Origin of the sequence: Escherichia sp. WS1368, from assembly GCF_046487485.1 — a bacterium.
Taxonomy (GTDB): Bacteria; Pseudomonadota; Gammaproteobacteria; order Enterobacterales; family Enterobacteriaceae; genus Escherichia; species Escherichia coli.
This window is the reverse complement of the sequence record NZ_JBJQJI010000006.1, coordinates 37,481-62,808: the sequence shown is the minus strand read 5'-3', so window position 1 is coordinate 62,808 and position 25,328 is coordinate 37,481. Positions and strand designations below refer to the sequence as shown.

The following is a 25,328-nucleotide window of genomic DNA, read 5'->3' as shown; positions in this document are numbered from 1 at the left end:
TTGCCTATTATGTCAGAAAAACGCCACAGACTGTATGCCACCTCGGGCGTAGCGCTGGGTCCTGCCTTTACATGCCATATCCATCTTTCTATATTCAAAAATTGAATGAGTAATTCATAAAAATTCTGATATTTATAGCAAAAGTGGCGAGCCACCCTTAATGGACGAATACTATGGGCAAAGCAGTCATTGCAATTCATGGCGGCGCAGGTGCAATTAGCCGCGCGCAGATGAGTCTGCAACAGGAATTACGCTACATCGAGGCGCTGTCTGCCATTGTTGAAACCGGGCAGAAAATGCTGGAAGCGGGCGAAAGTGCGCTGGATGTGGTGACGGAAGCGGTGCGTCTGCTGGAAGAGTGTCCACTGTTTAACGCCGGAATTGGCGCTGTCTTTACGCGTGATGAAACCCATGAACTGGACGCCTGTGTGATGGATGGTAACACCCTGAAAGCCGGTGCGGTGGCGGGCGTTAGTCATCTGCGTAATCCGGTTCTTGCCGCCCGGCTGGTGATGGAGCAAAGCCCGCATGTGATGATGATTGGCGAAGGGGCAGAAAATTTTGCGTTTGCTCATGGCATGGAGCGCGTCTCACCGGAGATTTTCTCCACGCCTTTGCGTTATGAACAACTAATGGCAGCGCGTGAGGAAGGGGCAACAGTCCTCGACCATAGCGGTGCGCCACTGGATGAAAAACAGAAAATGGGCACCGTGGGGGCCGTGGCGTTGGATTTAGACGGCAATCTGGCGGCAGCCACGTCCACGGGCGGAATGACCAATAAATTACCCGGACGAGTTGGCGATAGTCCCTTAGTGGGTGCCGGATGCTACGCCAATAACGCCAGTGTGGCGGTTTCATGTACCGGCACGGGCGAAGTCTTCATCCGCGCGCTGGCGGCATATGACATCGCCGCGTTAATGGATTACGGCGGATTAAGTCTCGCGGAAGCCTGCGAGCGGGTAGTAATGGAAAAACTCCCTGCGCTTGGCGGTAGCGGTGGCTTAATCGCTATCGACCATGAAGGCAATGTCGCGCTACCGTTTAACACCGAAGGAATGTATCGCGCCTGGGGCTACGCAGGCGATACGCCAACCACCGGTATCTACCGTGAAAAAGGGGACACCGTTGCCACACAGTGATGAACTTGATGCCGGTGATGTGCTGGCGGTTGAAAATCTGAATATTGCCTTTATGCAGGACCAGCAGAAAATAGCTGCGGTCCGCAATCTCTCTTTTAGCCTGCAACGCGGTGAGACGCTGGCAATTGTTGGCGAATCCGGCTCTGGTAAGTCAGTGACTGCGCTGGCATTGATGCGCTTGTTGGAACAGGCGGGCGGTTTAGTGCAGTGCGATCAAATGCTGTTGCGGCGGCGCAGTCGCGAAGTGATTGAACTTAGCGAGCAGAGCGCTGCACAAATGCGCCATGTGCGCGGTGCGGATATGGCGATGATATTTCAGGAACCGATGACATCGCTGAACCCGGTATTTACTGTGGGTGAACAGATTGCCGAATCAATTCGTCTGCATCAGAACGCCAGTCGTGAAGAAGCGATGGTCGAGGCGAAGCGGATGCTGGATCAGGTACGCATTCCGGAGGCACAAACCATTCTTTCACGTTATCCGCATCAACTCTCTGGCGGGATGCGCCAGCGAGTGATGATTGCGATGGCGCTGTCATGCCGCCCGGCGGTGCTGATTGCCGATGAGCCAACCACCGCGCTGGATGTCACTATTCAGGCGCAGATCCTGCAATTAATCAAAGTATTGCAAAAAGAGATGTCGATGGGCGTTATCTTTATCACTCACGATATGGGCGTGGTGGCAGAGATTGCCGATCGGGTACTGGTGATGTATCAGGGCGAGGCGGTGGAAACGGGTAGCGTCGAACAGATTTTTCATGCACCGCAACATCCTTACACCCGTGCGCTGTTAGCTGCTGTTCCGCAACTTGGTGCGATGAAAGGGTTAGATTATCCCCGACGTTTCCCATTGATATCGCTTGAACATCCAGCGAAACAGGAACCACCCATCGAGCAGAAAACGGTGGTGGATGGCGAACCTGTTTTACGGGTGCGTAATCTGGTCACCCGTTTCCCTTTGCGCAGCGGTTTGTTGAATCGCGTAACACGGGAAGTGCATGCCGTTGAGAAAGTCAGTTTTGATCTCTGGCCTGGTGAAACGCTATCGCTGGTGGGCGAGTCTGGCAGCGGTAAATCCACTACCGGGCGGGCGTTGCTGCGCCTGGTCGAATCGCAGGGCGGCGAAATTATCTTTAACGGTCAGCGAATCGATACCTTGTCATCCGGTAAACTTCAGGCATTGCGCCGGGATATTCAGTTTATTTTTCAGGACCCTTACGCTTCGCTGGACCCACGTCAGACCATCGGTGATTCGATTATCGAACCGCTGCGCGTACACGGTTTATTGCCAGGTAAAGAAGCGGCTGCACGCGTTGCGTGGTTGCTGGAGCGCGTGGGCCTGTTACCTGAACATGCCTGGCGTTACCCGCATGAGTTTTCCGGCGGTCAGCGCCAGCGCATCTGCATTGCTCGCGCGTTGGCATTGAATCCAAAAGTGATCATTGCCGACGAAGCCGTCTCGGCGCTGGATGTTTCTATTCGCGGGCAGATTATCAACTTGTTGCTCGATCTCCAGCGTGATTTCGGCATTGCGTATCTGTTTATCTCCCACGATATGGCCGTGGTAGAGCGGATTAGTCATCGTGTGGCGGTGATGTATCTCGGACAAATTGTTGAAATTGGTCCACGGCGCGCGGTCTTCGAAAACCCGCAGCATCCTTATACGCGTAAATTACTGGCGGCAGTTCCGGTCGCTGAACCGTCCCGACAACGACCGCAGCGTGTACTGCTGTCGGACGATCTTCCCAGCAATATTCATCTGCGTGGCGAAGAGGTGGCAGCCGTCTCGTTGCAATGCGTCGGGCCGGGGCATTACGTCGCACAACCACAATCAGAATACGCATTCATGCGTAGATAACATTCAGGCGGAGAATAAAATGGCAAGAGCTGTACACCGTAGTGGGTTAGTGGCGCTGGGCATTGCGACAGCGTTGATGGCATCTTGTGCATTCGCTGCCAAAGATGTGGTGGTGGCGGTAGGATCGAACTTCACCACGCTCGATCCGTATGACGCAAATGACACGTTATCTCAGGCCGTAGCGAAATCGTTTTACCAGGGGCTGTTCGGTCTCGATAAAGAGATGAAACTGAAAAACGTACTGGCGGAGAGTTATACCGTTTCCGATGACGGCCTTACTTACACCGTGAAACTGCGGGAAGGAATTAAATTCCAGGATGGCACCGATTTCAACGCAGCGGCGGTAAAAGCGAATCTGGACCGGGCCAGCGATCCGGCGAATCATCTTAAACGCTACAACCTGTATAAGAATATTGCCAAAACGGAAGCGATCGATCCAACAACGGTAAAGATTACCCTCAAACAGCCGTTCTCAGCGTTTATTAATATTCTTGCCCATCCGGCGACCGCGATGATTTCGCCGGCAGCGCTGGAAAAATATGGCAAGGAGATTGGTTTTCATCCGGTGGGAACCGGGCCGTATGAACTGGATACCTGGAATCAGACCGATTTTGTGAAGGTGAAAAAATTCGCGGGTTACTGGCAGCCAGGATTGCCCAAACTGGACAGCATAACCTGGCGTCCGGTGGCGGATAACAACACCCGCGCGGCAATGCTGCAAACCGGTGAAGCGCAGTTTGCTTTCCCCATTCCTTACGAGCAGGCCGCACTGCTGGAGAAAAACAAAAATATCGAGTTGATGGCCAGTCCGTCAATTATGCAGCGTTATATCAGTATGAACGTGACGCAAAAGCCGTTCGATAACCCGAAGGTCCGTGAGGCGCTGAATTACGCCATTAACCGCCCGGCGCTGGTGAAAGTGGCCTTCGCGGGCTATGCAACGCCAGCTACTGGTGTGGTACCGCCGAGTATCGCCTACGCGCAAAGTTATAAACCGTGGCCTTACGATCCAGTGAAAGCGCGCGAATTACTGAAAGAGGCGGGATATCCCAACGGTTTCAATACCACGCTGTGGTCGTCACATAACCACAGCACCGCGCAGAAAGTGCTGCAATTTACCCAGCAGCAGTTAGCGCAGGTCGGGATTAAAACCCAGGTGACTGCGATGGATGCCGGACAGCGGGCGGCAGAAGTTGAAGGTAAAGGGCAAAAAGAGAGCGGCGTGCGGATGTTCTACACTGGCTGGTCGGCTTCAACCGGCGAAGCGGACTGGGCACTATCGCCGCTGTTTGCATCGCAAAACTGGCCACCGACGCTGTTTAATACCGCGTTTTACAGCAATAAACAGGTGGATGACTTCCTGGCTCAGGCACTGAAAACTAATGATCCGGCGGAAAAGACCCGTTTATATAAGGCGGCGCAGGATATCATCTGGCAAGAGTCGCCGTGGATCCCGCTGGTGGTAGAAAAACTGGTGTCGGCACACAGTAAAAACCTGACCGGTTTTTGGATCATGCCAGACACCGGTTTCAGCTTTGAAGACGCGGATTTGCAATAAGCAACGCAGGGAGTGGAATGCTTAATTACGTTATCAAACGCTTACTGGGGTTGATTCCAACGCTGTTTATCGTCTCGGTGCTGGTGTTTTTATTTGTGCATATGCTGCCCGGCGATCCGGCGCGATTGATTGCCGGGCCCGAAGCTGATGCGCAGGTTATAGAACTGGTGCGTCAGCAGCTGGGGTTGGATCAGCCGCTGTATCACCAGTTCTGGCACTATATCAGCAATGCTGTGCAGGGGGATTTTGGCCTGTCGATGGTGTCGCGTCGTCCGGTTGGCGATGAGATTGCCAGCCGCTTTATGCCAACGCTGTGGCTGACCATAACCAGTATGGTCTGGGCGGTGATATTTGGTATGGCGGCGGGAATTATCGCCGCCGTCTGGCGTAATCGTTGGCCGGATCGATTGAGTATGACCATTGCGGTGTCGGGGATCTCGTTTCCGGCATTTGCGCTGGGGATGCTTTTAATTCAGGTATTCTCCGTTGAACTGGGCTGGCTGCCTACCGTGGGAGCAGACAGTTGGCAGCACTACATTTTACCCTCCCTGACGCTCGGCGCGGCAGTGGCAGCCGTGATGGCGCGCTTTACCCGCGCGTCGTTTGTCGATGTTTTAAGCGAAGATTATATGCGTACCGCGAGGGCGAAAGGGGTGAGCGAAACCTGGGTTGTCCTCAAACACGGGCTACGTAACGCGATGATCCCGGTTGTGACCATGATGGGCTTACAGTTTGGCTTTTTGCTCGGTGGTTCCATCGTGGTGGAGAAAGTTTTCAACTGGCCCGGACTTGGACGCTTACTCGTTGACTCCGTAGAAATGCGCGATTACCCGGTGATTCAGGCGGAAATTCTGCTTTTCTCGCTGGAATTTATTCTTATCAACTTAGTGGTGGATGTGCTTTACGCCGCCATTAACCCGGCTATCAGGTACAAGTAAGGATGCGACTATTTAACTGGCGACGTCAGGCGGTGTTAAACGCCATGCCACTGGTCAAACCTGACCAGGTACGTACACCGTGGCATGAATTCTGGCGACGATTTCGCCGTCAGCATATGGCGATGACCGCCGCATTATTCGTTATTTTATTGATTGTGGTGGCTATTTTTGCACGCTGGATCGCCCCCTATGACGCCGAAAATTATTTTGATTATGACAATCTGAATAACGGACCTTCTTTGCAGCACTGGTTTGGCGTTGATTCACTGGGGCGTGACATTTTCAGCCGTGTCCTGGTTGGTGCACAAATCTCGCTGGCGGCGGGCGTGTTTGCCGTGTTTATCGGTGCGGCGATCGGGACGTTGCTGGGCTTGTTGGCTGGATATTATGAAGGCTGGTGGGATCGGCTGATCATGCGCATTTGCGATGTGCTGTTTGCCTTCCCGGGTATTTTACTGGCGATCGCTGTTGTTGCGGTGTTGGGAAGCGGCATTGCTAACGTGATTATCGCAGTCGCCATTTTTTCCATCCCCGCGTTTGCCCGGCTGGTGCGCGGCAACACGCTGGTGTTGAAACAGCAAACCTTTATCGAGTCAGCACGTAGTATTGGTGCCAGCGATATGACCATTTTGTTGCGTCATATCTTGCCTGGGACCGTCTCTTCTATCGTGGTGTTTTTCACCATGCGCATTGGCACCTCGATTATCTCTGCCGCCAGCCTGTCATTTCTCGGCCTCGGTGCGCAGCCGCCGACACCAGAGTGGGGAGCAATGCTCAATGAGGCACGAGCGGATATGGTTATCGCGCCGCATGTCGCTATTTTTCCGGCCCTGGCTATTTTTCTGACTGTACTGGCGTTCAATTTGTTGGGCGATGGTTTACGCGATGCGCTGGATCCGAAAATTAAAGGATAGTTACGTTTGAATATTGCTTGAAAGGGTAATCACCTCACAGGAAATTATTGCCCTAAGCAAGTGTTGTAACTTTCTGCTGATTTTGTAGAATCGGGTAATTTGGTTAAAAAGCCGCAGCAAGGGACAATTTTTGCAGCGGCACAGCGTTCAGATAGTTATTTTGTTAAATGTATTAACATGCTGAGTTTATACGAAAAGATAAAGATAAGGCTGATAATTTTATTTTTATTGGCAGCACTGTCATTTATTGGTCTTTTTTTCATCATTAACTATCAACTGGTATCGGAGCGCGCGGTAAAACGTGCCGATAGCCGCTTTGAACTTATTCAGAAAAACGTTGGCTATTTCTTTAAAGATATTGAACGCTCGGCCCTGACATTAAAGGACTCACTGTATTTATTAAAAAATACAGAGGAGATTCAACGCGCTGTGATCCTTAAAATGGAAATGATGCCATTTTTAGACTCGGTGGGACTGGTACTTGATGATAATAAATATTATCTCTTTTCGCGGAGGGCGAATGATAAAATCGTTGTTTATCATCAGGAACAAGTAAATGGACCGCTTGTCGACGAGTCAGGGCGGGTTATTTTTGCCGATTTTAATCCAGCGAAACGACCATGGTCGGTGGCTTCAGATGACTCTAACAACAGCTGGAATCCGGCCTACAATTGCTTTGATCGTCCGGGTAAAAAATGTATCTCTTTTACGCTACGCATCAACGGCAAAGATCACGATTTGTTAGCGGTGGATAAAATACATGTCGATTTAAACTGGCGATATCTGAACGAGTATCTTGATCAAATCAGCGCTAATGATGAAGTTCTATTTTTGAAACAAGGCCATGAGATCATTGCCAAGAATCAACTCGCGCGTGAAAAACTGATTATTTATAATAGCGAAGGTAATTATAATATTATTGATTCTGTCGATACTGAATATATCGAAAAAACATCAGCGGTGCCAAACAACGCATTATTCGAAATCTATTTTTATTATCCTGGCGGTAATTTATTGAACGCATCAGATAAACTTTTTTATCTGCCGTTTGCTTTCATTATTATCGTATTGCTGGTGGTTTATTTAATGACCACTCGTGTGTTCCGTCGGCAATTTTCTGAAATGACCGAGCTGGTTAATACGCTGGCGTTTTTGCCCGACTCAACGGATCAGATCGAGGCTCTGAAAATTCGCGAAGGCGATGCGAAAGAGATTATCAGCATCAAAAATTCGATCGCGGAAATGAAAGATGCCGAAATTGAAAGGTCAAATAAATTGCTCTCACTGATCTCTTACGATCAGGAAAGCGGTTTTATTAAAAATATGGCGATTATTGAGTCCAACAATAATCAGTATCTGGCTGTGGGGATCATCAAACTGTGTGGTCTGGAAGCCGTGGAAGCGGTGTTTGGTGTTGATGAACGCAATAAAATCGTCAGGAAATTGTGTCAGCGAATTGCCGAGAAATATGCGCAATGCTGCGATATCGTGACATTCAATGCCGATCTCTATTTACTTCTGTGCCGGGAAAATGTACAGACATTTACCCGTAAAATAGCGATGATAAACGATTTTGACAGCAGCTTTGGCTACCGCAATCTGCGCATCCATAAGTCTGCCATTTGTGAACCTTTGCAGGGAGAAAACGCCTGGAGTTACGCAGAAAAACTGAAACTGGCGATTTCCAGTATCCGTGACCATATGTTCTCAGAGTTTATTTTCTGTGATGACGCGAAACTCAACGAAATAGAAGAGAATATCTGGATTGCGCGTAATATTCGCCATGCAATGGAAATTGGCGAACTATTCCTCGTCTATCAACCGATCGTTGATATTAACACCCGCGCCATTCTGGGCGCGGAGGCGTTGTGCCGTTGGGTGTCTGCGGAGCGGGGGATCATTTCACCGCTAAAGTTCATTACCATTGCTGAAGATATCGGGTTTATCAATGAGCTGGGTTATCAGATTATTAAAACGGCAATGGGTGAATTCAGACATTTTAGTCAGCGTGCGTCGCTGAAGGATGATTTCTTACTGCATATTAATGTTTCGCCCTGGCAGTTAAACGAACCACACTTTCATGAGCGTTTTACCACCATCATGAAAGAAAATGGCCTGAAGGCGAACAGCCTCTGTGTTGAGATCACTGAAACCGTGATCGAGCGAATTAATGAACATTTTTATCTCAATATTGAACAACTGCGTAAACAAGGGGTACGGATATCGATTGATGACTTTGGCACCGGTTTGTCAAACCTGAAACGTTTTTATGAAATTAATCCAGATAGCATAAAAGTGGACTCACAATTTACCGGCGATATTTTCGGTACTGCGGGAAAAATTGTGCGCATTATTTTCGATCTGGCACGCTATAACCGGATCCCGGTGATTGCGGAAGGCGTAGAGAGCGAAGACGTTGCGCGTGAATTAATCAAATTAGGATGTGTTCAGGCTCAGGGGTATCTGTACCAGAAACCCATGCCATTCTCCGCCTGGGATAAAAGTGGAAAATTAGTAAAAGAGTAGTTTACGTATGTCCAGAATCAATAAATTCGTACTTACAGTCAGTCTGCTGATTTTTATCATGATTTCAGCAGTTGCCTGCGGGATCTACACTCAAATGGTAAAGGAACGGGTGTATGGCCTGAAACAGTCCGTTATTGATACTGCTTTTGCGGTGGCAAATATTGCTGAATATCGGCGTAGCGTGGCAATTGATCTTATCAACACGCTAAATCCCACGGAGGAACAGCTGTTGGTTGGCTTACGCACAGCTTACGCCGACTCGGTTTCACCCTCTTATTTGTACGATGTCGGTCCTTATCTGATTTCCAGTGACGAATGTATTCAGGTAAAGGAGTTCGAGAAAAATTATTGTGCAGATATTATGCAGATTGTGAAGTATCGACATGTCAAAAATACAGGGTTTATCTCTTTTGACGGTAAAACCTTCGTCTATTACCTCTATCCGGTAACTCATAATCGTAGTCTGATATTTTTGCTTGGTCTGGAGCGTTTTTCTTTACTGTCAAAATCGCTGGCGATGGATAGCGAGAACCTGATGTTCTCTCTGTTTAAGAACGGTAAACCGGTGACCGGTGATGAATATAATGCTAAAAACGCCATCTTCACCGTTTCGGAAGCGATGGAGCACTTCGCCTATTTGCCGACCGGATTGTACGTATTTGCGTATAAAAAAGATGTTTATTTGCGGGTCTGTACATTGATTATTTTCTTTGCCGCATTGGTGGCAGTGATATCGGGTGTCAGTTGCCTCTATCTGGTACGCAGAGTGATTAATCGTGGTATTGTGGAGAAAGAAGCCATCATTAATAACCATTTTGAACGCGTACTGGATGGCGGGCTTTTCTTTTCAGCTGCCGATGTCAAAAAACTCTACAGTTTGTATAACTCGGCGTTCCTGGATGACCTGACCAAAGCAATGGGCAGAAAATCCTTTGACGAAGATTTAAAAGCGCTGCCGGAAAAAGGCGGTTATTTGTGCCTGTTTGACGTCGATAAATTCAAAAACATCAACGACACCTTCGGTCATTTGCTGGGCGATGAAGTGTTGATGAAAGTGGTGAAAATCCTTAAATCACAGATCCCCGTAGATAAAGGTAAAGTCTACCGCTTCGGCGGTGACGAATTTGCGGTGATTTATACGGGTGGAACGCTGGAAGAGTTGCTATCGATTCTAAAAGAAATTGTTCATTTCCAGGTGGGAAGCATTAATTTAAGCACCAGTATCGGTGTAGCGCATTCAAATGAATGTACTACCGTTGAACGCTTGAAAATGCTGGCGGATGAGCGGCTGTATAAGAGTAAGAAAAACGGCAGGGCGCAGATTAGCTGGCAGTAGAATTAGAATAGTGTTAGTACCCCTTAATCAAGGGGTACTAATGAATGTGGTAAATCATTTGCAAACATTTTACTTTGCAAAAACTTCCGGCCCTTTTATTGCCAATGTATTCAAAATACGTAATGCCGGGCCGCTCGGTTTTATTTCATTACGTTCCCATTTCGAGACACTTTCTTTTGACATTCCCATTGTATGTGCCAGCACGGATTGTGACATGCCGTATCGGGTGCGGATGGCTTTGATCTCTTCACCCGTCATTGATTTGACTTTGGCTATACGGGCGCTGACTTCACGAGCTTTGACCATGACGGCAATGGCATCAACTTCACTATCAGACATCAGGCCCAGTGCATTCAGTTCCTTTGCATCTTCCAGCATCATTTGTAATTTATCGCTCATTTTTCACCTCAATCAAAAAGCCAGTTTCGATCAAATCCTCTATTTGCTTATTGCTAAAGGCCAGAAATGCATTTGCCATTTTTTTGTAGGCCGCCAGTTCATCATCTTCGATTTCTTTGGTTCCTTTACTGCTTAGACCACTCTTGGACCAACCATCATAAAAAAACACATGATTTGCTGATTTAAAAAAGATAATTGTTCTGGCTCCACCACTCTTTCCTTGTTGGAGGGGTAAACGTTTTTTGATGACACCGCTACCTAAATCAGCCTCCCATATGCCCTGCATCACTTCTTCAGCGGCAGCCATGAGAACTTTATCGTGAATACCAAGTTTTTTCGTGCTTTGGCTGAATCGTCTTGCCTTATACACACCCATACATCCATCCTTGTGGTAATGTTTACTATAGTAACCATTACGCTTATTTCAAGTAATTGCGATCAAAACTTTAATTTGGTGTGAAAAAGTGAGAGTTGCCTCGAGTACGATTCATTTTTCTCGATTTATGCGTCAGGGGATTTTGTGCGTAAGGGTAGGACATCGGGAAGGGCAGCAGAGGCAGATCGAAGAACAATATCCTTGTTAGATCTGCCTTAAGATTAATTAAACCCGGCTACCCCACAAATCGTACTCATCGGCGTGCTCGACTTTCACACGCAGGATATCACCCGGCTTAACGTTGGTTTCACCATTGAGATAAACCGCGCCGTCGATTTCCGGTGCATCTGCCATGCTGCGACCAATCGCGCCTTCTTCGTCCACTTCGTCGATAATCACCAGAATTTCACGGCCCACTTTCTCTTGCAGGCGCTCGGCGGAAATCTGCTGCTGCAGCTGCATGAAACGGTTCCAGCGTTCTTCTTTCACTTCTTCCGGAACCTGGTCAGGCAGGGCATTGGCGTCTGCACCTTCAACCGGGCTGTATTTAAAGCAGCCAACGCGATCCAGACGCGCTTCTTTCAGGAAGTCGAGTAGCATCTGGAAATCTTCTTCCGTCTCGCCAGGGAAGCCGACAATAAAGGTTGAGCGTAGGGTCAGTTCCGGGCAGATTTCGCGCCACTGTTTGATGCGCGCCAGTTGGCGATCTACAGAACCCGGACGCTTCATCAGTTTGAGAATGCGCGGGCTGGCGTGCTGCAACGGAATGTCCAGATACGGCAGGATTTTGCCTTCTGCCATCAGTGGGATGACGTCGTCCACATGCGGATAAGGGTAAACGTAGTGCAGACGTGTCCAGATCCCCAGTTTCGATAACTGTTCGCACAGGCTGACCATGCTGGTTTTTACCGGCTCGCCGTTGTGGAAGCCAGTACGATGTTTAACATCAACGCCATAGGCGGAAGTATCCTGCGAGATCACCAGAATCTCTTTAACGCCAGCATCTACCAGACGTTTCGCTTCACTTAACACTTCGCCAATCGGACGGCTCACCAGGTCGCCGCGCATAGACGGAATAATGCAGAAGGTGCAGCGGTGATTACAGCCTTCAGAAATTTTCAGATAGGCATAATGACGCGGCGTCAGTTTCACGCCTTGTTCTGGCACCAGGCTCAGGAATGGGTTGTGTTTCGGTTTTGGCACGTAGTGATGAACGTGCTCCAGAACCTGCTCATAGCTATGAGGCCCGGTGATTTCCAGCACTTTCGGGTGGACTTCGCGGATCTGATCTTCTTTTGCCCCCAGACAACCGGTCACAATTACCTTGCCGTTTTCATTCAACGCTTCACCAATGGCTTCCAGTGATTCTTGTACCGCGCTGTCAATAAAGCCGCAGGTGTTGACGATCACCATGTCCGCATCGTCATAGCTCGGTACCACGTCATAACCTTCAGTGCGTAGTTCGGTGAGAATACGCTCTGAATCAACAAGGTTTTTCGGACAGCCAAGGGAAACAAAGCCGATTTTCGGCTGGGGAGTTACTTTGCTCATAGCTTAAAAAATATTCAGTTACAGGAAAGGTCAGGGCAGGGATTCTACAGAGTTCTGGATAAAATTTGTATCGCAATCTCATTCGCTGGCGGAGGCGAAGGAAATGTAAATTTTGTTAATTCGGCGTGAAGAATTGATCCTGGACAGCATTTTGCTCAAAAAATAGCCATACTATTTAATTGCAACAAGGCTGGAAAGAGGAGGATCGAAGTATGTTCGTTGACAGACAGCGAATCGATCTGCTGAACCGGTTGATCGACGCACGCGTTGACCTCGCCGCATACGTGCAACTGAGGAAGGCAAAAGGATACATGTCCGTCAGCGAAAGCAATCATCTACGAGATAACTTTTTTAAACTGAATCGCGAACTGCACGATAAATCGCTGCGGTTGAATCTTCATCTGGATCAGGAAGAGTGGAGTGCTCTTCATCATGCTGAAGAAGCATTAGCGACAGCCGCAGTATGTTTGATGAGTGGGCACCATGATTGCCCGACTGTTATTACCGTCAACGCCGATAAGCTTGAAAATTGTCTGATGAGCTTAACGCTGAGTATCCAGAGCCTGCAGAAGCACGCCATGCTTGAGAAGGCCTGAAAACTAAGGGGGAGAAAGCGTCTCCCCCTTCATGTTTAAGTTTTTGTAAAAATGAATTTGTTATCTCCTCCACTGACTACGCTTTAAGCCAGAGTCAATCCGGAGGCGTTATGCATCGACAATCCTTTTTCCTTGTGCCCCTTATTTGTCTTTCTTCCGCTCTCTGGGCGGCTCCTGCAACGGTAAATGTCGAAGTACTGCAGGACAAACTCGACCATCCCTGGGCGCTGGCCTTTTTACCCGACAATCACGGTATGTTAATCACTCTGCGCGGCGGCGAGTTGCGTCACTGGCAAGCAGGAAAAGGATTATCTGCGCCGCTTTCCGGAGTGCCGGAAGTTTGGGCGCACGGGCAGGGTGGCCTGCTGGATGTGGTTTTAGCGCCTGATTTTGCTCAGTCTCGCCGCATCTGGTTAAGTTATTCCGAAGTTGGCGATGATGGCAAAGCCGGAACTGCTGTGGGTTATGGCCGCTTAAGTGATGATCTCTCAAAGGTGACCGACTTCCGCACCGTCTTTCGCCAGATGCCAAAACTGTCTACCGGCAACCATTTTGGCGGGCGGCTGGTATTCGACGGTAAAGGTTATCTTTTTATTGCTCTGGGCGAAAACAATCAGCGCCCGACGGCGCAGGATCTGAATAAATTACAGGGCAAACTGGTGCGTCTGACCGACCAGGGCGAAATCCCGGATGATAATCCTTTTATAAAGGAATCCGGTGCGCGCGCCGAGATCTGGTCTTATGGCATTCGTAATCCGCAAGGAATGGCGATGAATCCGTGGAGTAATGCACTATGGCTGAATGAACATGGCCCGCGCGGTGGCGATGAAATTAATATCCCGCAAAAAGGCAAAAACTACGGCTGGCCGCTGGCAACCTGGGGAATCAACTATTCAGGCTTTAAGATACCGGAAGCGAAAGGGGAGATCGTCGCCGGGACCGAGCAACCTGTTTTTTACTGGAAAGATTCGCCCGCCGTGAGCGGCATGGCCTTCTATAACAGCGATAAATTCCCCCAGTGGCAGCAAAAATTATTTATTGGCGCGCTGAAAGATAAAGATGTCATTGTGATGAGCGTCAACGGCGACAAAGTGACAGAAGATGGCCGTATTTTAACGGACAGAGGGCAGCGAATTCGTGATGTTCGCACTGGACCCGACGGTTATTTATACGTTCTCACCGACGAGTCCAGTGGGGAATTACTTAAAGTTAGCCCACGCAATTAGCTAACGGGAATCATCACCACTTTGCGCACTGCGGGGCGTTCAGTGAGTTGCTGATACCAGCGTTGCAGATTTGGACGCGGTGTCCAGGTCAGGCCAACGTTAAACAAATTGTAGATGAACGGAGCGATAGCGATATCGCCCACACCAAACTCGTCGCCAGAGAACCATTTTACTTTTGCCAGTTCCGCATCGAGCAGGGCAAACAGGGCGTCGCACTCTTTACAACTGGCATCAATGGCGGCCTGATCGCGCTCTTCCGGTGGTGTTCTGACTAATCCCATCAGGATCCCGCGATGAGCATTACTGAGCGTCTGGTTTGCCCAGTCCATCCATTTTTCTGCTTCCGCACGACGTGCCGGTGAGTCGATCCACAGGCGTTTTTGCCCGTACTGTGCCGCCAGATAGCGGACAATGGCGTTTGATTCCCAAAGAATGAGATCACTTTCGTCGTCGCGTAACAACGGCACCAGCCCGTTAGGGTTCATCGCCAGAAAATCAGCATCGTGATTTATCCCAAACTCACGGCCCGCGAGAATTTGCTCATAAGGTAGTTCCAGTTCTTCGAGCGTCAGCAATACTTTTTTTACGTTGGTTGAATTATTCCGACCCCACAGCGTAATCATACTCACCCCTTTTCCGACAGGCAGCCACAGGCTGAACAGGACTCCGATGGTGAAGTAAAGTTAACTTTTAAGCAACAGCTGGCAAAAAAATGACACCAGAAGCAGCGAAGCGGCAGGATATTGCATAAACTTTAAAAACTTTACCAACTTACGGTTTCTTTAAGTTTGTGTGTGCGTTATTAATCACCGAACTTATCATACGGCGATATAACGTATTTTTTTTGAATGGATACTCGGGTGGCATTTATGACGCAATACTCCTCTCTCCTTCGTGGTCTTGCAGCGGGTTCTGCATTTTTATTCCTTTTTGCCCCAACGGCATTCGCGGCGGAACAAACCGTTGAAGCGCCGAGCGTGGATGCGCGTGCATGGATTTTAATGGATTACGCCAGCGGTAAAGTGCTGGCAGAAGGCAATGCGGATGAAAAACTGGACCCCGCGAGCCTGACTAAAATCATGACCAGCTATGTGGTTGGGCAGGCGCTTAAGGCCGATAAGATTAAACTCACCGATATGGTGACGGTCGGTAAAGATGCCTGGGCGACGGGAAATCCGGCACTGCGTGGTTCATCGGTAATGTTCCTTAAACCGGGCGATCAGGTTTCGGTGGCAGACCTGAACAAAGGTGTGATTATCCAGTCCGGTAATGACGCCTGTATTGCGCTGGCCGATTACGTTGCCGGGAGCCAGGAGTCATTTATTGGTCTGATGAATGGTTATGCCAAAAAATTGGGTCTGACCAACACTACCTTCCAGACGGTGCACGGTCTGGATGCGCCGGGGCAGTTCAGTACCGCGCGCGATATGGCATTGCTGGGTAAAGCATTAATCCACGATGTGCCGGAAGAGTACGCCATTCATAAAGAGAAAGAGTTCACCTTCAACAAAATTCGACAGCCTAACCGTAACCGTCTGCTATGGAGCAGCAATCTGAATGTTGATGGCATGAAGACAGGAACCACGGCAGGCGCGGGATATAATCTGGTTGCTTCGGCTACCCAGGGCGATATGCGTTTGATCTCCGTAGTACTGGGTGCGAAAACTGACCGTATCCGTTTTAATGAGTCTGAGAAATTATTGACCTGGGGTTTCCGCTTCTTTGAAACCGTGACGCCAATTAAACCTGATGCCACCTTTGTGACTCAGCGCGTCTGGTTTGGTGATAAGAGCGAAGTGAATCTCGGGGCAGGCGAAGCGGGCTCAGTGACCATACCGCGTGGGCAGCTGAAAAACCTGAAAGCGAGCTACACGTTAACGGAACCGCAGCTTACCGCACCGCTGAAAAAAGGTCAGGTTGTTGGCACCATTGATTTCCAGCTTAACGGTAAATCCATTGAGCAGCGTCCGCTGATCGTGATGGAAAATGTGGAAGAGGGCGGATTCTTTGGTCGGATGTGGGATTTCGTGATGATGAAATTCCATCAGTGGTTCGGCAGCTGGTTCTCTTAATCTTCTGATAGCCGGATGGCGCGAAACGTCATCCGGTTATTAGTTGTTAATACATCAACTTAATACGCTGCGTCTGCGCGTACTTCACATACTCATCTTCCGGGCAACAATCGCTCACAACAATATCAAAGCGTTTCAGGTCACCCATGCGCGCCGGACGCACCTTGCCAAATTTACTGTGGTCGACAACCAGCACATGCTTTTGCGCCATCGACATGGCCCAGTGTTTTACCGGCAACTCTTCAAGATTAAAGCAGGTAGCGCCTTTACTGACATGCACGCCCGCAGCGGAATAAAAAGCGATATCCGGGCAAAAATTATTCAGCGTTTGCTGAAAATCGATGGGTTTGAAAATGGCGTTGCTGGCGTGAAATTCACCACCGCAAAGAAACGCGCGGCAATGGGGTTTCTCTTTCAGTGCCAGAAAGGTATTTAGCGAATAACAAACGGCGGTGAAAGGGATTTCATTATCAATCGCTTCAATAATCCACGGTGTGGTGGTGCCACAGTCAAAAAAGAGGGTCTGATCGGGTTCTACCAGCGTCGCAGCCAGTTTTGCCGCCCGGCGTTTTTCTTCCACCAGGCGGGATTTTTGATCGCTTAACAGGTAATGGCTGGCGCTGCGCGGTTCCAGAACAATATAGCCGCCGAGCAAAACGACGGGCGCACTGTGGTTGTTCAGATCGCGACGAATCGTCATCTCCGAAACCCCAAGCAGGGCGGCGGCGTCTTTAAGATGTAACTTATCGCTGCGTTTTAATTCTTGCAGCAGCTGCCCGATACGCTCTTCGCGACGTGTTTCCATAATCCCTCTGAATAGTTATTGAAGCGAGCCGCTCAATACTACACTTTTTAGCAGAGATCAGTCACGCACCCAGCCTTTGCGGATCGGTAATGCAAAACAGAAGCGATACCACGATTGCAGACGTTGATAGAGTTTATGCCCCATCGCTTGCCAGATAATCTGGGCGCTAAGGCAGCCAATCATACCTGCCAGCAATCCACCGAGCATATCCAGCGGCCAGTGGACGCCAAGATAAACGCGCGACCAGGCAATGACGACGGCCAGCACCATTAAAAGTGAGCCGGACCACAGGCGATGCCAGCATAAAAATGCCAGTGCAAAGGTGAAAATCACCGTACCGTGATCGCTCGGGAATGAGTCATCCGCCGCATGATGCAGGAAGTTATAGCCGATATTTTCGACAAAGGGTCGGTCGTGCGGAAAAAGATGCCCCATCGTCCAGGACACAAACAGGCTGACCGCCAGCGCGATAGCGATTTTTATCACCAGTTGCCGTTGTGCTGTAAGCCCCCACAGCCAAAGTACCGCAGCCAGCAGCGGCACCACGGTAATCAAATCTTTAGCAATAAAAATCGCCAACGAGATCATCCACGGCGCAGAGTCTGGCGTCGCGTTAATGAGAGAGAATAGAGAGAGATTCAAATTTTCCAGCATAACTTCCCGACGCAAAGTGATTAAAAGGGAGCCAATACAGGCAAGTCGTTGAGAATAAAGTGCAGGTTAAACTGGGTAAAGCGGCATCGTCTTATTTCCCTCAAGCGGCCTGTTTACGGTGGGTGATTGTAACGGGCATAGGTTAAATAAAACTTAAAGAAAGCGTAGCTATACTCGCGATAATGTAAGAATGTGCTTAACCGTGGTTTCAGCTACAAAATTCGCTTTCTCGTTAGCTGCGCTTTTATTAAACTTTGCGCGATTATTATTGGCGAAGAAATTGCATGCAAAATAAATTAGCTTCCGGTGCCAGGCTTGGACGTCAGGCGTTACTTTTCCCTCTCTGTCTGGTGCTTTACGAATTTTCAACCTATATCGGCAACGATATGATTCAACCCGGTATGTTGGCCGTGGTGGAACAATATCAGGCGGGCATTGATTGGGTTCCTACTTCGATGACTGCGTATCTGGCGGGCGGGATGTTTTTACAATGGCTCCTGGGGCCACTGTCGGATCGTATTGGCCGCCGTCCGGTGATGCTGGCGGGAGTGGTGTGGTTTATCGTCACCTGTCTGGCAATATTACTGGCGCAAAACATTGAACAATTCACCCTGTTGCGCTTCTTGCAGGGCATAAGCCTCTGTTTCATTGGCGCTGTGGGATATGCCGCAATTCAGGAATCCTTCGAAGAGGCGGTTTGTATCAAGATCACCGCGCTAATGGCGAACGTGGCGCTGATTGCTCCACTACTTGGTCCGCTGGTGGGCGCGGCGTGGATCCATGTGCTGCCCTGGGAGGGGATGTTTGTTTTGTTTGCCGCATTGGCAGCGATCTCCTTTTTCGGTCTGCAACGAGCCATGCCTGAAACCGCCACGCGTATAGGCGAGAAACTGTCGCTGAAAGAACTCGGTCGTGACTATAAGCTGGTGCTGAAGAACGGTCGCTTTGTGGCGGGGGCGCTGGCGCTGGGATTCGTTAGCCTGCCGTTGCTGGCGTGGATCGCCCAGTCGCCGATTATCATCATTACCGGTGAGCAGTTGAGCAGCTATGAATATGGCTTGCTGCAAGTGCCTATTTTCGGGGCGTTAATTGCGGGTAACTTGCTGCTAGCGCGTCTGACCTCGCGCCGCACCGTACGTTCGCTGATTATTATGGGCGGCTGGCCGATTATGATTGGTCTGTTTGTCGCTGCTGCGGCAACGGTTATCTCATCGCACGCGTATTTATGGATGACCGCCGGGTTAAGTATTTATGCTTTCGGTATTGGTCTGGCGAATGCGGGACTGGTGCGATTAACTCTGTTTGCCAGCGATATGAGTAAAGGTACGGTTTCTGCGGCGATGGGGATGCTGCAAATGCTGATCTTTACCGTCGGTATTGAAATCAGCAAACATGCCTGGCTGAACGGGGGCAACGGACTGTTTAATCTCTTCAACCTTGTCAACGGAATTTTGTGGCTGTTGCTGATGGTTATCTTTTTAAAAGATAAACAGATGGGAAATTCGCACGAAGGGTAAAAAAATGCCTGATTGCTTTGTGCGATCAGGCATTCTCGAATTAATGGTGATGGTCGTCAATCTGGTGTTCGATAACCATCCCTTCACCTACGCTGGCAAGATGGCGAACATAAGGATGCGGGCGGTAAGCCGGAGCTGGCGCAGGAGCCACATAGACGGTTTGCGGCACAGTCGCGACGCTGACCGCTTGTGGAACGCTGACTGAATCAGGAACCACAACCACTTTGTATCCACTCGGCACATCGACGGTGACACTTTGCGCCATCGCCACACCAGTAAAGCCCATTAAAAGCGCGCCCAACAGTAGACAATTTTTCATAATCATTTCGCCTGAAATAATGCAGCGGGTTAATTTCCGCGAATTATGCAATCTTCATTCAGGCATTGTGTTGCCGGGCGTGCTGCCGTTTTATTGGTTAAATGGCGCTTCGTGTTTAAGCACTTTATCGATCACATCCAGTACGCCTTCACGGTTATTGGAGCCTGCCCGGTATTTTGCCGCTGCGACGACCGCGCTGCCGGCATTTTCCATTGCAAAACTAAAGCCTGCCTGACGCAGCATCTCAATATCGTTACCGCCATCGCCAAAGACCACTACTTCGCTGTCGTCTATTCCCCATAATTTCTGCAGTTGGCGAAGGCCATTGGCTTTATGTACGCCGGGGATAATCAGATCTATGCTGCCGTTGCCGGTGTGGACCGGCACCATAATATCGCCGATGGCCTCATGTAATGCTTTTTGTACTTGTGGAATCAGTTCATCGGAAAGATTCAGACCAAACTTAAAGAAGATATCTTCTAAGTTGTCAAAGTTATCGACGTATTCCAGACGGTGATAATACATTTCCGCCACCGTTTTCATGGCATCGTCATATTTTTTGAGGGTATAGGCGCTATTTTTTCCGCAGGCAATAATTTCCACTTCCGGGCGCGTCAGCAAATGTTCCACGACAGTAGCAAACGCATCCTTCGACAGCTCGCCATTAAAAACATCTTTGCCTTCGCTCACTACCCAGCCGCCGTTTTCAGCCACAAAGGCAATTTCATTAGCAATTTCAGGGAAGAAAGAGATCAACTGATAATATTGATTCCCGCTGGCGACCACAAAGCGAATGCCTTGTGCTTTCATTTGCTGATACTGAGCCATAAACCGCTCACGGTTATAGGTTTTTTGATCGCTTAAGAAAGTACCATCCATGTCTACCGCAATTAATTTAATGCTCATCAACTATTCTCCATCGCCGTCTGCGTTTTGGTATCGGGTTTGGCGACGGCTTTCGCGACAATAGCCGCGAGAATAACCAGCGCCAGTACAACCAGCATTGCACTACGTAATCCATAATGTTCGCCGAGATAGCCCAGCAGCGGCGGCCCGACGAGGAAAGCCAGATAACCGGTCGTTGCTACCACACTGACGCGGGTTGGTGCATCGGGGCCGGTATCGCTGGCGGCAGAAATGGTCAGTGGGAAGCCCAGCGAGGCACCCAGTCCCCAGAGTACAACAGACACCCCAGCGACCCAGGCGCTATCGACAAAAATAATCAGCCCAATACCTAACGCCCCCATTAGTGCACTGGCCCGAACCACGGCAACGCGACTGTAACGGTCGATGAACCAACCGCCAGTGAAGCGTCCAACGGTCATCCCCAGGGTAAAACCGGCATAAATCAGCGAGCCGGAAGTAGGGCTAAAACCGTGACCGTCAACCATTAATAAGGGTAACCAGTCGTTGGCAGAACCTTCGGCAAAGGCCATCGCCAGCACCACAACACCAATCAGTAGCAACTGGATATCGCGATAAAAAGGTACGCCTTTTTCACCATGCTGGGTGCCATCGGCAGCATTTTTGCCCGTACCATCAGGGATTGCCTGAATGGCGATATAAATAGGCGCGATGCCTACCAGCGCCGCCAATAAAATGTGCACCGTTGCCGGAACGCCAAAGGCCGTTAGTGCCATCCCGACACCAGCGCCTGCCAGCGTGCCCAGGCTATAAAAACCGTGCATCATCGGCAAAACCGTCTTATTCATTTCTCGCTCAACGGCAGCACCTTCAACGTTTATCGCCACTTCCGCAGAACCAAAACTTGCCCCAAAGACGCCGAGACCAACCGCGAAGAGCAGGGGCGATGTCAGCCAGAGTGCCAGACTTAGTATCATCATCCCGATCAATGCGCAGGACATCGTGACCAAGATGACATTACGCGTCCCAAAGCGTTTCACTAACCACGCCGAGCAGAGAATACCGCTCATTGAACCGATCGACAGACCAAAGAGGACTCCGCCCATTTCAGCGATCGAAACAGAAAGAATATCGCGGATAGCAGGCGTACGGGTTGCCCAGGACGCCATTAACAGGCCCGGCAAAAAGAAGAACATAAACAGCGCCCAGGTTCGGCGTTTCAATGCATTACGTGAAGAATTTACGGTCATAGATCACGTCAAAATAAGAAGAGGGAAGACAACATTAGCAAGGTTGTGTACATTTGTACACAATTGCAGAGAGAGGAAATGACATGCGTCGCGCTAACGATCCGCAACGGCGAGAAAAAATTATCCAGGCCACGCTGGAGGCGGTGAAACTTTACGGAATACATGCTGTTACGCACCGCAAAATTGCTACCCTTGCCGGGGTACCGTTGGGGTCGATGACCTACTATTTTTCAGGAATTGATGAGTTGTTGCTGGAGGCGTTCAGCAGTTTTACTGAGATCATGTCCCGGCAATATCAGGCATTTTTTAGCGATGTTAGTGATGCTCCGGGCGCATGCCAGGCTATCACCGATATGATCTACAGCTCACAGGTTGCAACGCCGGATAATATGGAGCTGATGTACCAGCTCTACGCGCTGGCTAGCCGAAAACCGCTATTAAAAACGGTAATGCAAAACTGGATGCAGCGCAGTCAGCAAACGCTCGAACAATGGTTTGAACCCGGAACCGCCCGCGCGCTTGATGCGTTTATTGAGGGGATGACGCTGCATTTTGTCACCGACCGTAAGCCGCTATCGCGCGAGGAGATTTTGAGGATGGTTGAGAGGGTTGCAGGGTAGTAGATAAATTTTAGGCAACAAAAAACCCACCAACCTTGAACCAAAATGGCGGGGTTGATGGGCTCCACAAAATGGGGACATCAAAGAAAAGCAGTGGCACTAATTAAGACTGATGCCCTGCGGAAAAGTTCTGCGGTTGTGCAAAAAAATTTCATTTTCAGGGCAACTTCAGTTTTATCCTAATCCTGGCCATACCATGACGATGATTGTCCCTGCCAGCGTCAGCAGGACGTTGGCGATTGCGTAAGTGCCCGCATAGCCCAGCGCCGGGATATTACTGCGAGCTGTATCACTGATGATCTCCATTGCCGGCGCGCAGGTGCGTGCGCCCATCATTGCGCCGAACAACAGTGCGCGGTTCATTCGCAATACATAAGCCCCGAACAAGAAGCAGATAACCACTGGCACCAGACTGACAATCAATCCGGCAATCAACATCTGACCGCCAATCGCGCCCAGGCCGTTATTAATACCGCTACCAGCGCTCAGACCAACGCCTGCCATAAACACCATCAAGCCGAACTCCTTCACCATGCTTAATGCACCCTGCGGAATGTAACCGAAGGTCGGGTGGTTAGCACGCATAAAGCCCAGCATAATTCCGGCGAATAACAACCCGGCAGCGTTCCCCATGCCGAAACTGAATGTGCTGAACTGGAAGGTGATCATCCCGATCATCAGCCCAATAACAAAGAAGGCGCAGAATGCCAGCAAGTCAGTGACCTGGCTGTGAATCGAGATAAAGCCGATGCGATCGGCGATGGTTTTTACCCGGCGGGCATCGCCGCTGACTTGTAAAACGTCACCTTTGTTAAGCACGACGTTGTCATCAATCGGCATCTCAATCTGGCTACGAATGACGCGGTTAAGGAAGCAACCGTGATCGGTCAACTTCAGTTGTGCCAGGCGTTTGCCAACAGCGTTATGGTTTTTAACGACCACTTCTTCAGTGACGATACGCATGTCGAGAAGGTCACGATCGAAAACTTCTTTGCCATTACGGAAACTGGGATCGAGTCGGGCGTGGGCGTCAGGATAGCCTACCAACGCTATTTCATCGCCCATTTGTAGTACGGCATCACCGTCTGGATTTGCCAGAATCCCGTTACGCCGAATACGTTCAATGTAGCAGCCGGTTTGTCGATAAATACCCAGTTCACGCAGATTTTTGCCGTCGGTCCAGGCTACCAGCTCCGGGCCGACGCGGTAGGCGCGGATCACCGGCAAATAAACCTTACGGTTGGCATCTGTGTCCAGGCCACGTTCGCGGGCGATTTGCTGGGCGCTGGTCTGTAAGTCCTGATGCTGCAATTTCGGCAAGTAACGCGCACCAACAATCAAACTCACCAGACCGATTAAATAGGTTAAGGCATACCCGAGGCTCAGATTATCCAGTGCCAGTGAGAGCTGCCTGCTTTCCATGCCGGAATGACGCAGTGTATCGCCAGCACCGACCAGAACCGGTGTCGACGTCATAGAGCCTGCTAACATACCGGCCGTCAGGCCAATATCCCAGCCAAACAGCTTACCTAACCCTAAGGCGATCACCAGCGCACTGCCAACCATCACCAGTGCTAACATTAGGTAATTTTTCCCATCGCGAAAAAAAATGGAAAAAAAGTTCGGTCCGGCTTCGACCCCGACGCAGAAAATAAACAGCATAAAGCCAAGATTAAGCGCGTCGGTGTTAATGCTGAAATGTTGTTGGCCTAATAACAGCGATACGACTAAAACGCCAATGGAATTACCCAGTTGGATCGAACCAAGTCGTAATTTCCCGAGACATAGCCCAAGCGCGAGGACCACAAATAATAACAGAATGTAATTCCCATTTAACAATTCGGCGACGTTTATATTCACGGAGGCTAACTTCTTGTTTACTAGTAAGCTGTTGAAAGAAATGGTAATTTACGATAATGTTTTTTACCAGAATTCAGGGCGCAGATTCATTCAGCGCACCTAAACGATAGTAAAGTAACAATATATTTTACTAGTGTAATCACATTAGGTATCAACGGCTATATGAATTGCGTTGGCCTATATTAGCATGGAATGCGAAGCGGCTTTATCTTACTGAACGCCACACTGGCGAAAAATGTGTTCGATAGACGCAGTGTCAGGAGGAACGAGTGAAACATAAACAACGTTGGGCGGGGGCAATCTGCTGTTTTGTCCTCTTCATTGTGGTGTGCCTTTTTCTGGCGACGCATATGAAAGGCGCTTTTCGGGCTGCCGGGCATCCTGAAATCGGCTTGCTGTTTTTCATTCTTCCTGGAGCAGTTGCCAGCTTCTTTTCACAGCGTAGAGAAGTCCTGAAACCTCTGTTTGGCGCAATGCTGGCGGCACCCTGTTCAATGCTTATTATGCGGCTGTTTTTTTCACCGACGCGCTCATTCTGGCAAGAGCTGGCATGGTTATTAAGTGCGGTGTTCTGGTGTGCGCTGGGGGCACTGTGTTTCTTATTTATCAGTAGTTTGTTTAAACCACAGCACAGAAAAAATCAATAAAGCCCTCAACGCGAGGGCTTGTCAGACGATCAGGCGTCCAGATTCTCTTTCACCCATGCAGCAAAATCGGTATAGCCGCCGATATGTTGCTGATCGACAAAAATCTGCGGCACGGTTTCTACGGGTTTACCTGCCTTTTGTTGTAGATCTTCTTTAGTGATCCCTTCCGCACGAATATCAACATACTGATACTGAAAATCATCGCGTTCATTGCTCAATTTCTCAGCCAGATCTTTTGCACGCACACAGTAAGGGCAACCCGGACGACCAAAAATAACGGTTTGCATTATTTCTCTCCTCATA

24 protein-coding genes are annotated in these 25,328 nt (G+C 49.5%); 13 read left to right on the top strand and 11 right to left on the bottom strand.

Annotation, left to right across the window (positions count from 1 at the left end):
- The first annotated feature begins 173 nt into the window (after window positions 1–173).
- The 7 genes from iaaA (at window position 174) to ACJHYD_RS13490 (ending at window position 10,269) form a co-directional block, all read left to right on the top strand.
- Entirely contained in the window at window positions 174–1,139 is a 966-nt protein-coding gene (gene iaaA, locus ACJHYD_RS13520) for a beta-aspartyl-peptidase (protein WP_000513768.1), read from the top strand.
- A complete protein-coding gene (gene gsiA, locus ACJHYD_RS13515) occupies window positions 1,126–2,997 on the top strand; it encodes a glutathione ABC transporter ATP-binding protein GsiA (protein ID WP_001445743.1) in 1,872 nt (623 codons plus the stop codon). Before iaaA ends, gsiA begins: the two co-directional genes overlap by 14 nt.
- A gap of 19 nt (window positions 2,998–3,016) precedes the next feature.
- Window positions 3,017–4,555 (top strand): glutathione ABC transporter substrate-binding protein GsiB, encoded by a 1,539-nt coding sequence (gene gsiB / locus ACJHYD_RS13510; RefSeq protein ID WP_001550885.1) that lies wholly within the window; start codon window positions 3,017–3,019, stop codon window positions 4,553–4,555.
- A gap of 17 nt (window positions 4,556–4,572) precedes the next feature.
- Window positions 4,573–5,493, top strand: coding sequence for a glutathione ABC transporter permease GsiC (gsiC, locus tag ACJHYD_RS13505; RefSeq protein ID WP_000936052.1), 921 nt, complete (start codon window positions 4,573–4,575; stop codon window positions 5,491–5,493).
- A 2-nt stretch (window positions 5,494–5,495) separates the two neighbouring features.
- Entirely contained in the window at window positions 5,496–6,407 is a 912-nt protein-coding gene (gene gsiD, locus ACJHYD_RS13500) for a glutathione ABC transporter permease GsiD (protein ID WP_001236042.1), read from the top strand.
- Between the two features lie 177 nt (window positions 6,408–6,584).
- Complete coding sequence (locus ACJHYD_RS13495; RefSeq protein ID WP_001550886.1) at window positions 6,585–8,933, top strand: EAL domain-containing protein; 2,349 nt, start codon at window positions 6,585–6,587, stop codon at window positions 8,931–8,933.
- Between the two features lie 7 nt (window positions 8,934–8,940).
- The gene (locus ACJHYD_RS13490; protein WP_001550887.1) at window positions 8,941–10,269 is read left to right on the top strand and encodes a GGDEF domain-containing protein; all 1,329 of its coding nucleotides are present in this window, start codon (window positions 8,941–8,943) and stop codon (window positions 10,267–10,269) included.
- Between the two features lie 69 nt (window positions 10,270–10,338).
- Here ACJHYD_RS13490 and ACJHYD_RS13485 read toward each other — a convergent pair whose 3' ends face one another.
- The 3 genes from ACJHYD_RS13485 to rimO form a co-directional block, all read right to left on the bottom strand.
- Window positions 10,339–10,668 (bottom strand): helix-turn-helix domain-containing protein, encoded by a 330-nt coding sequence (locus tag ACJHYD_RS13485; RefSeq protein ID WP_001280945.1) that lies wholly within the window; start codon window positions 10,666–10,668, stop codon window positions 10,339–10,341.
- Complete coding sequence (locus ACJHYD_RS13480; RefSeq protein WP_000539521.1) at window positions 10,658–11,044, bottom strand: type II toxin-antitoxin system RelE/ParE family toxin; 387 nt, start codon at window positions 11,042–11,044, stop codon at window positions 10,658–10,660. The genes ACJHYD_RS13485 and ACJHYD_RS13480 overlap by 11 nt, the downstream gene beginning before the upstream one ends.
- Before the next feature lie 225 nt (window positions 11,045–11,269).
- Window positions 11,270–12,595 carry a 30S ribosomal protein S12 methylthiotransferase RimO gene (gene rimO / locus ACJHYD_RS13475; RefSeq protein WP_000049367.1) on the bottom strand — a complete coding sequence of 442 codons (1,326 nt, stop codon included), beginning with the start codon at window positions 12,593–12,595 and terminating at the stop codon, window positions 11,270–11,272.
- A 212-nt stretch (window positions 12,596–12,807) separates the two neighbouring features.
- Between rimO and bssR the strand changes: the two genes are divergently transcribed.
- Both bssR and yliI read left to right on the top strand, forming a co-directional pair.
- On the top strand, window positions 12,808–13,191 hold the full coding sequence (bssR, locus tag ACJHYD_RS13470) for a biofilm formation regulator BssR (protein WP_000497137.1): 384 nt from the start codon (window positions 12,808–12,810) through the stop codon (window positions 13,189–13,191).
- 110 nt (window positions 13,192–13,301) lie between these two features.
- Window positions 13,302–14,417: an aldose sugar dehydrogenase YliI gene (gene yliI, locus ACJHYD_RS13465; RefSeq protein WP_000555051.1), complete on the top strand. Its 1,116-nt coding sequence runs from the start codon at window positions 13,302–13,304 to the stop codon at window positions 14,415–14,417.
- Here the strand turns inward: yliI and gstB are convergent.
- Window positions 14,414–15,040 carry a glutathione S-transferase GstB gene (gstB, locus tag ACJHYD_RS13460; protein ID WP_001295292.1) on the bottom strand — a complete coding sequence of 209 codons (627 nt, stop codon included), beginning with the start codon at window positions 15,038–15,040 and terminating at the stop codon, window positions 14,414–14,416. The two genes, yliI and gstB, sit on opposite strands and share 4 nt — an antisense overlap.
- 246 nt (window positions 15,041–15,286) lie before the next feature.
- On the opposite strand from gstB, the gene dacC reads away from it, so the two are divergent.
- Window positions 15,287–16,489 (top strand): serine-type D-Ala-D-Ala carboxypeptidase, encoded by a 1,203-nt coding sequence (gene dacC, locus ACJHYD_RS13455; RefSeq protein WP_000195961.1) that lies wholly within the window; start codon window positions 15,287–15,289, stop codon window positions 16,487–16,489.
- A 46-nt stretch (window positions 16,490–16,535) separates the two neighbouring features.
- Here the strand turns inward: dacC and deoR are convergent, their stop codons facing one another.
- Both deoR and ybjG read right to left on the bottom strand, forming a co-directional pair.
- Window positions 16,536–17,294, bottom strand: coding sequence for a DNA-binding transcriptional repressor DeoR (gene deoR / locus ACJHYD_RS13450; protein WP_000450121.1), 759 nt, complete (start codon window positions 17,292–17,294; stop codon window positions 16,536–16,538).
- A gap of 57 nt (window positions 17,295–17,351) precedes the next feature.
- The gene (gene ybjG / locus ACJHYD_RS13445; RefSeq protein ID WP_000892317.1) at window positions 17,352–17,948 is read right to left on the bottom strand and encodes an undecaprenyl-diphosphate phosphatase; all 597 of its coding nucleotides are present in this window, start codon (window positions 17,946–17,948) and stop codon (window positions 17,352–17,354) included.
- 284 nt (window positions 17,949–18,232) lie between these two features.
- Between ybjG and mdfA the strand changes: the two genes are divergently transcribed.
- On the top strand, window positions 18,233–19,465 hold the full coding sequence (gene mdfA / locus ACJHYD_RS13440; protein WP_001316225.1) for a multidrug efflux MFS transporter MdfA: 1,233 nt from the start codon (window positions 18,233–18,235) through the stop codon (window positions 19,463–19,465).
- A 40-nt stretch (window positions 19,466–19,505) separates the two neighbouring features.
- On the opposite strand, the gene ybjH is transcribed toward mdfA, so the two are convergent.
- The 3 genes from ybjH to ACJHYD_RS13425 form a co-directional block, all read right to left on the bottom strand.
- Window positions 19,506–19,790 (bottom strand): protein YbjH, encoded by a 285-nt coding sequence (gene ybjH, locus ACJHYD_RS13435; RefSeq protein ID WP_000605480.1) that lies wholly within the window; start codon window positions 19,788–19,790, stop codon window positions 19,506–19,508.
- Window positions 19,791–19,874: 84 nt separating this feature from the next.
- Window positions 19,875–20,690, bottom strand: coding sequence for a 5-amino-6-(5-phospho-D-ribitylamino)uracil phosphatase (gene ybjI, locus ACJHYD_RS13430; protein WP_001305939.1), 816 nt, complete (start codon window positions 20,688–20,690; stop codon window positions 19,875–19,877).
- A complete protein-coding gene (locus ACJHYD_RS13425) occupies window positions 20,690–21,898 on the bottom strand; it encodes an MFS transporter (RefSeq protein ID WP_000217859.1) in 1,209 nt (402 codons plus the stop codon). The genes ybjI and ACJHYD_RS13425 overlap by 1 nt, the downstream gene beginning before the upstream one ends.
- 83 nt (window positions 21,899–21,981) lie before the next feature.
- Here ACJHYD_RS13425 and rcdA point away from each other — a divergent pair, with 83 nt between their 5' ends.
- Window positions 21,982–22,518 carry a DNA-binding transcriptional regulator RcdA gene (gene rcdA / locus ACJHYD_RS13420; RefSeq protein WP_001295289.1) on the top strand — a complete coding sequence of 179 codons (537 nt, stop codon included), beginning with the start codon at window positions 21,982–21,984 and terminating at the stop codon, window positions 22,516–22,518.
- A 174-nt stretch (window positions 22,519–22,692) separates the two neighbouring features.
- Here the strand turns inward: rcdA and ACJHYD_RS13415 are convergent, their stop codons facing one another.
- Window positions 22,693–24,378 (bottom strand): aspartate:alanine antiporter, encoded by a 1,686-nt coding sequence (locus tag ACJHYD_RS13415; protein ID WP_001024876.1) that lies wholly within the window; start codon window positions 24,376–24,378, stop codon window positions 22,693–22,695.
- Window positions 24,379–24,647: 269 nt separating this feature from the next.
- Between ACJHYD_RS13415 and ACJHYD_RS13410 the strand changes: the two genes are divergently transcribed.
- Window positions 24,648–25,025: an inner membrane protein YbjM gene (locus ACJHYD_RS13410; protein ID WP_000681108.1), complete on the top strand. Its 378-nt coding sequence runs from the start codon at window positions 24,648–24,650 to the stop codon at window positions 25,023–25,025.
- A gap of 29 nt (window positions 25,026–25,054) precedes the next feature.
- Here ACJHYD_RS13410 and grxA read toward each other — a convergent pair whose 3' ends face one another.
- Window positions 25,055–25,312: a glutaredoxin 1 gene (gene grxA / locus ACJHYD_RS13405; RefSeq protein WP_001195231.1), complete on the bottom strand. Its 258-nt coding sequence runs from the start codon at window positions 25,310–25,312 to the stop codon at window positions 25,055–25,057.
- Window positions 25,313–25,328 lie beyond the last annotated feature (16 nt).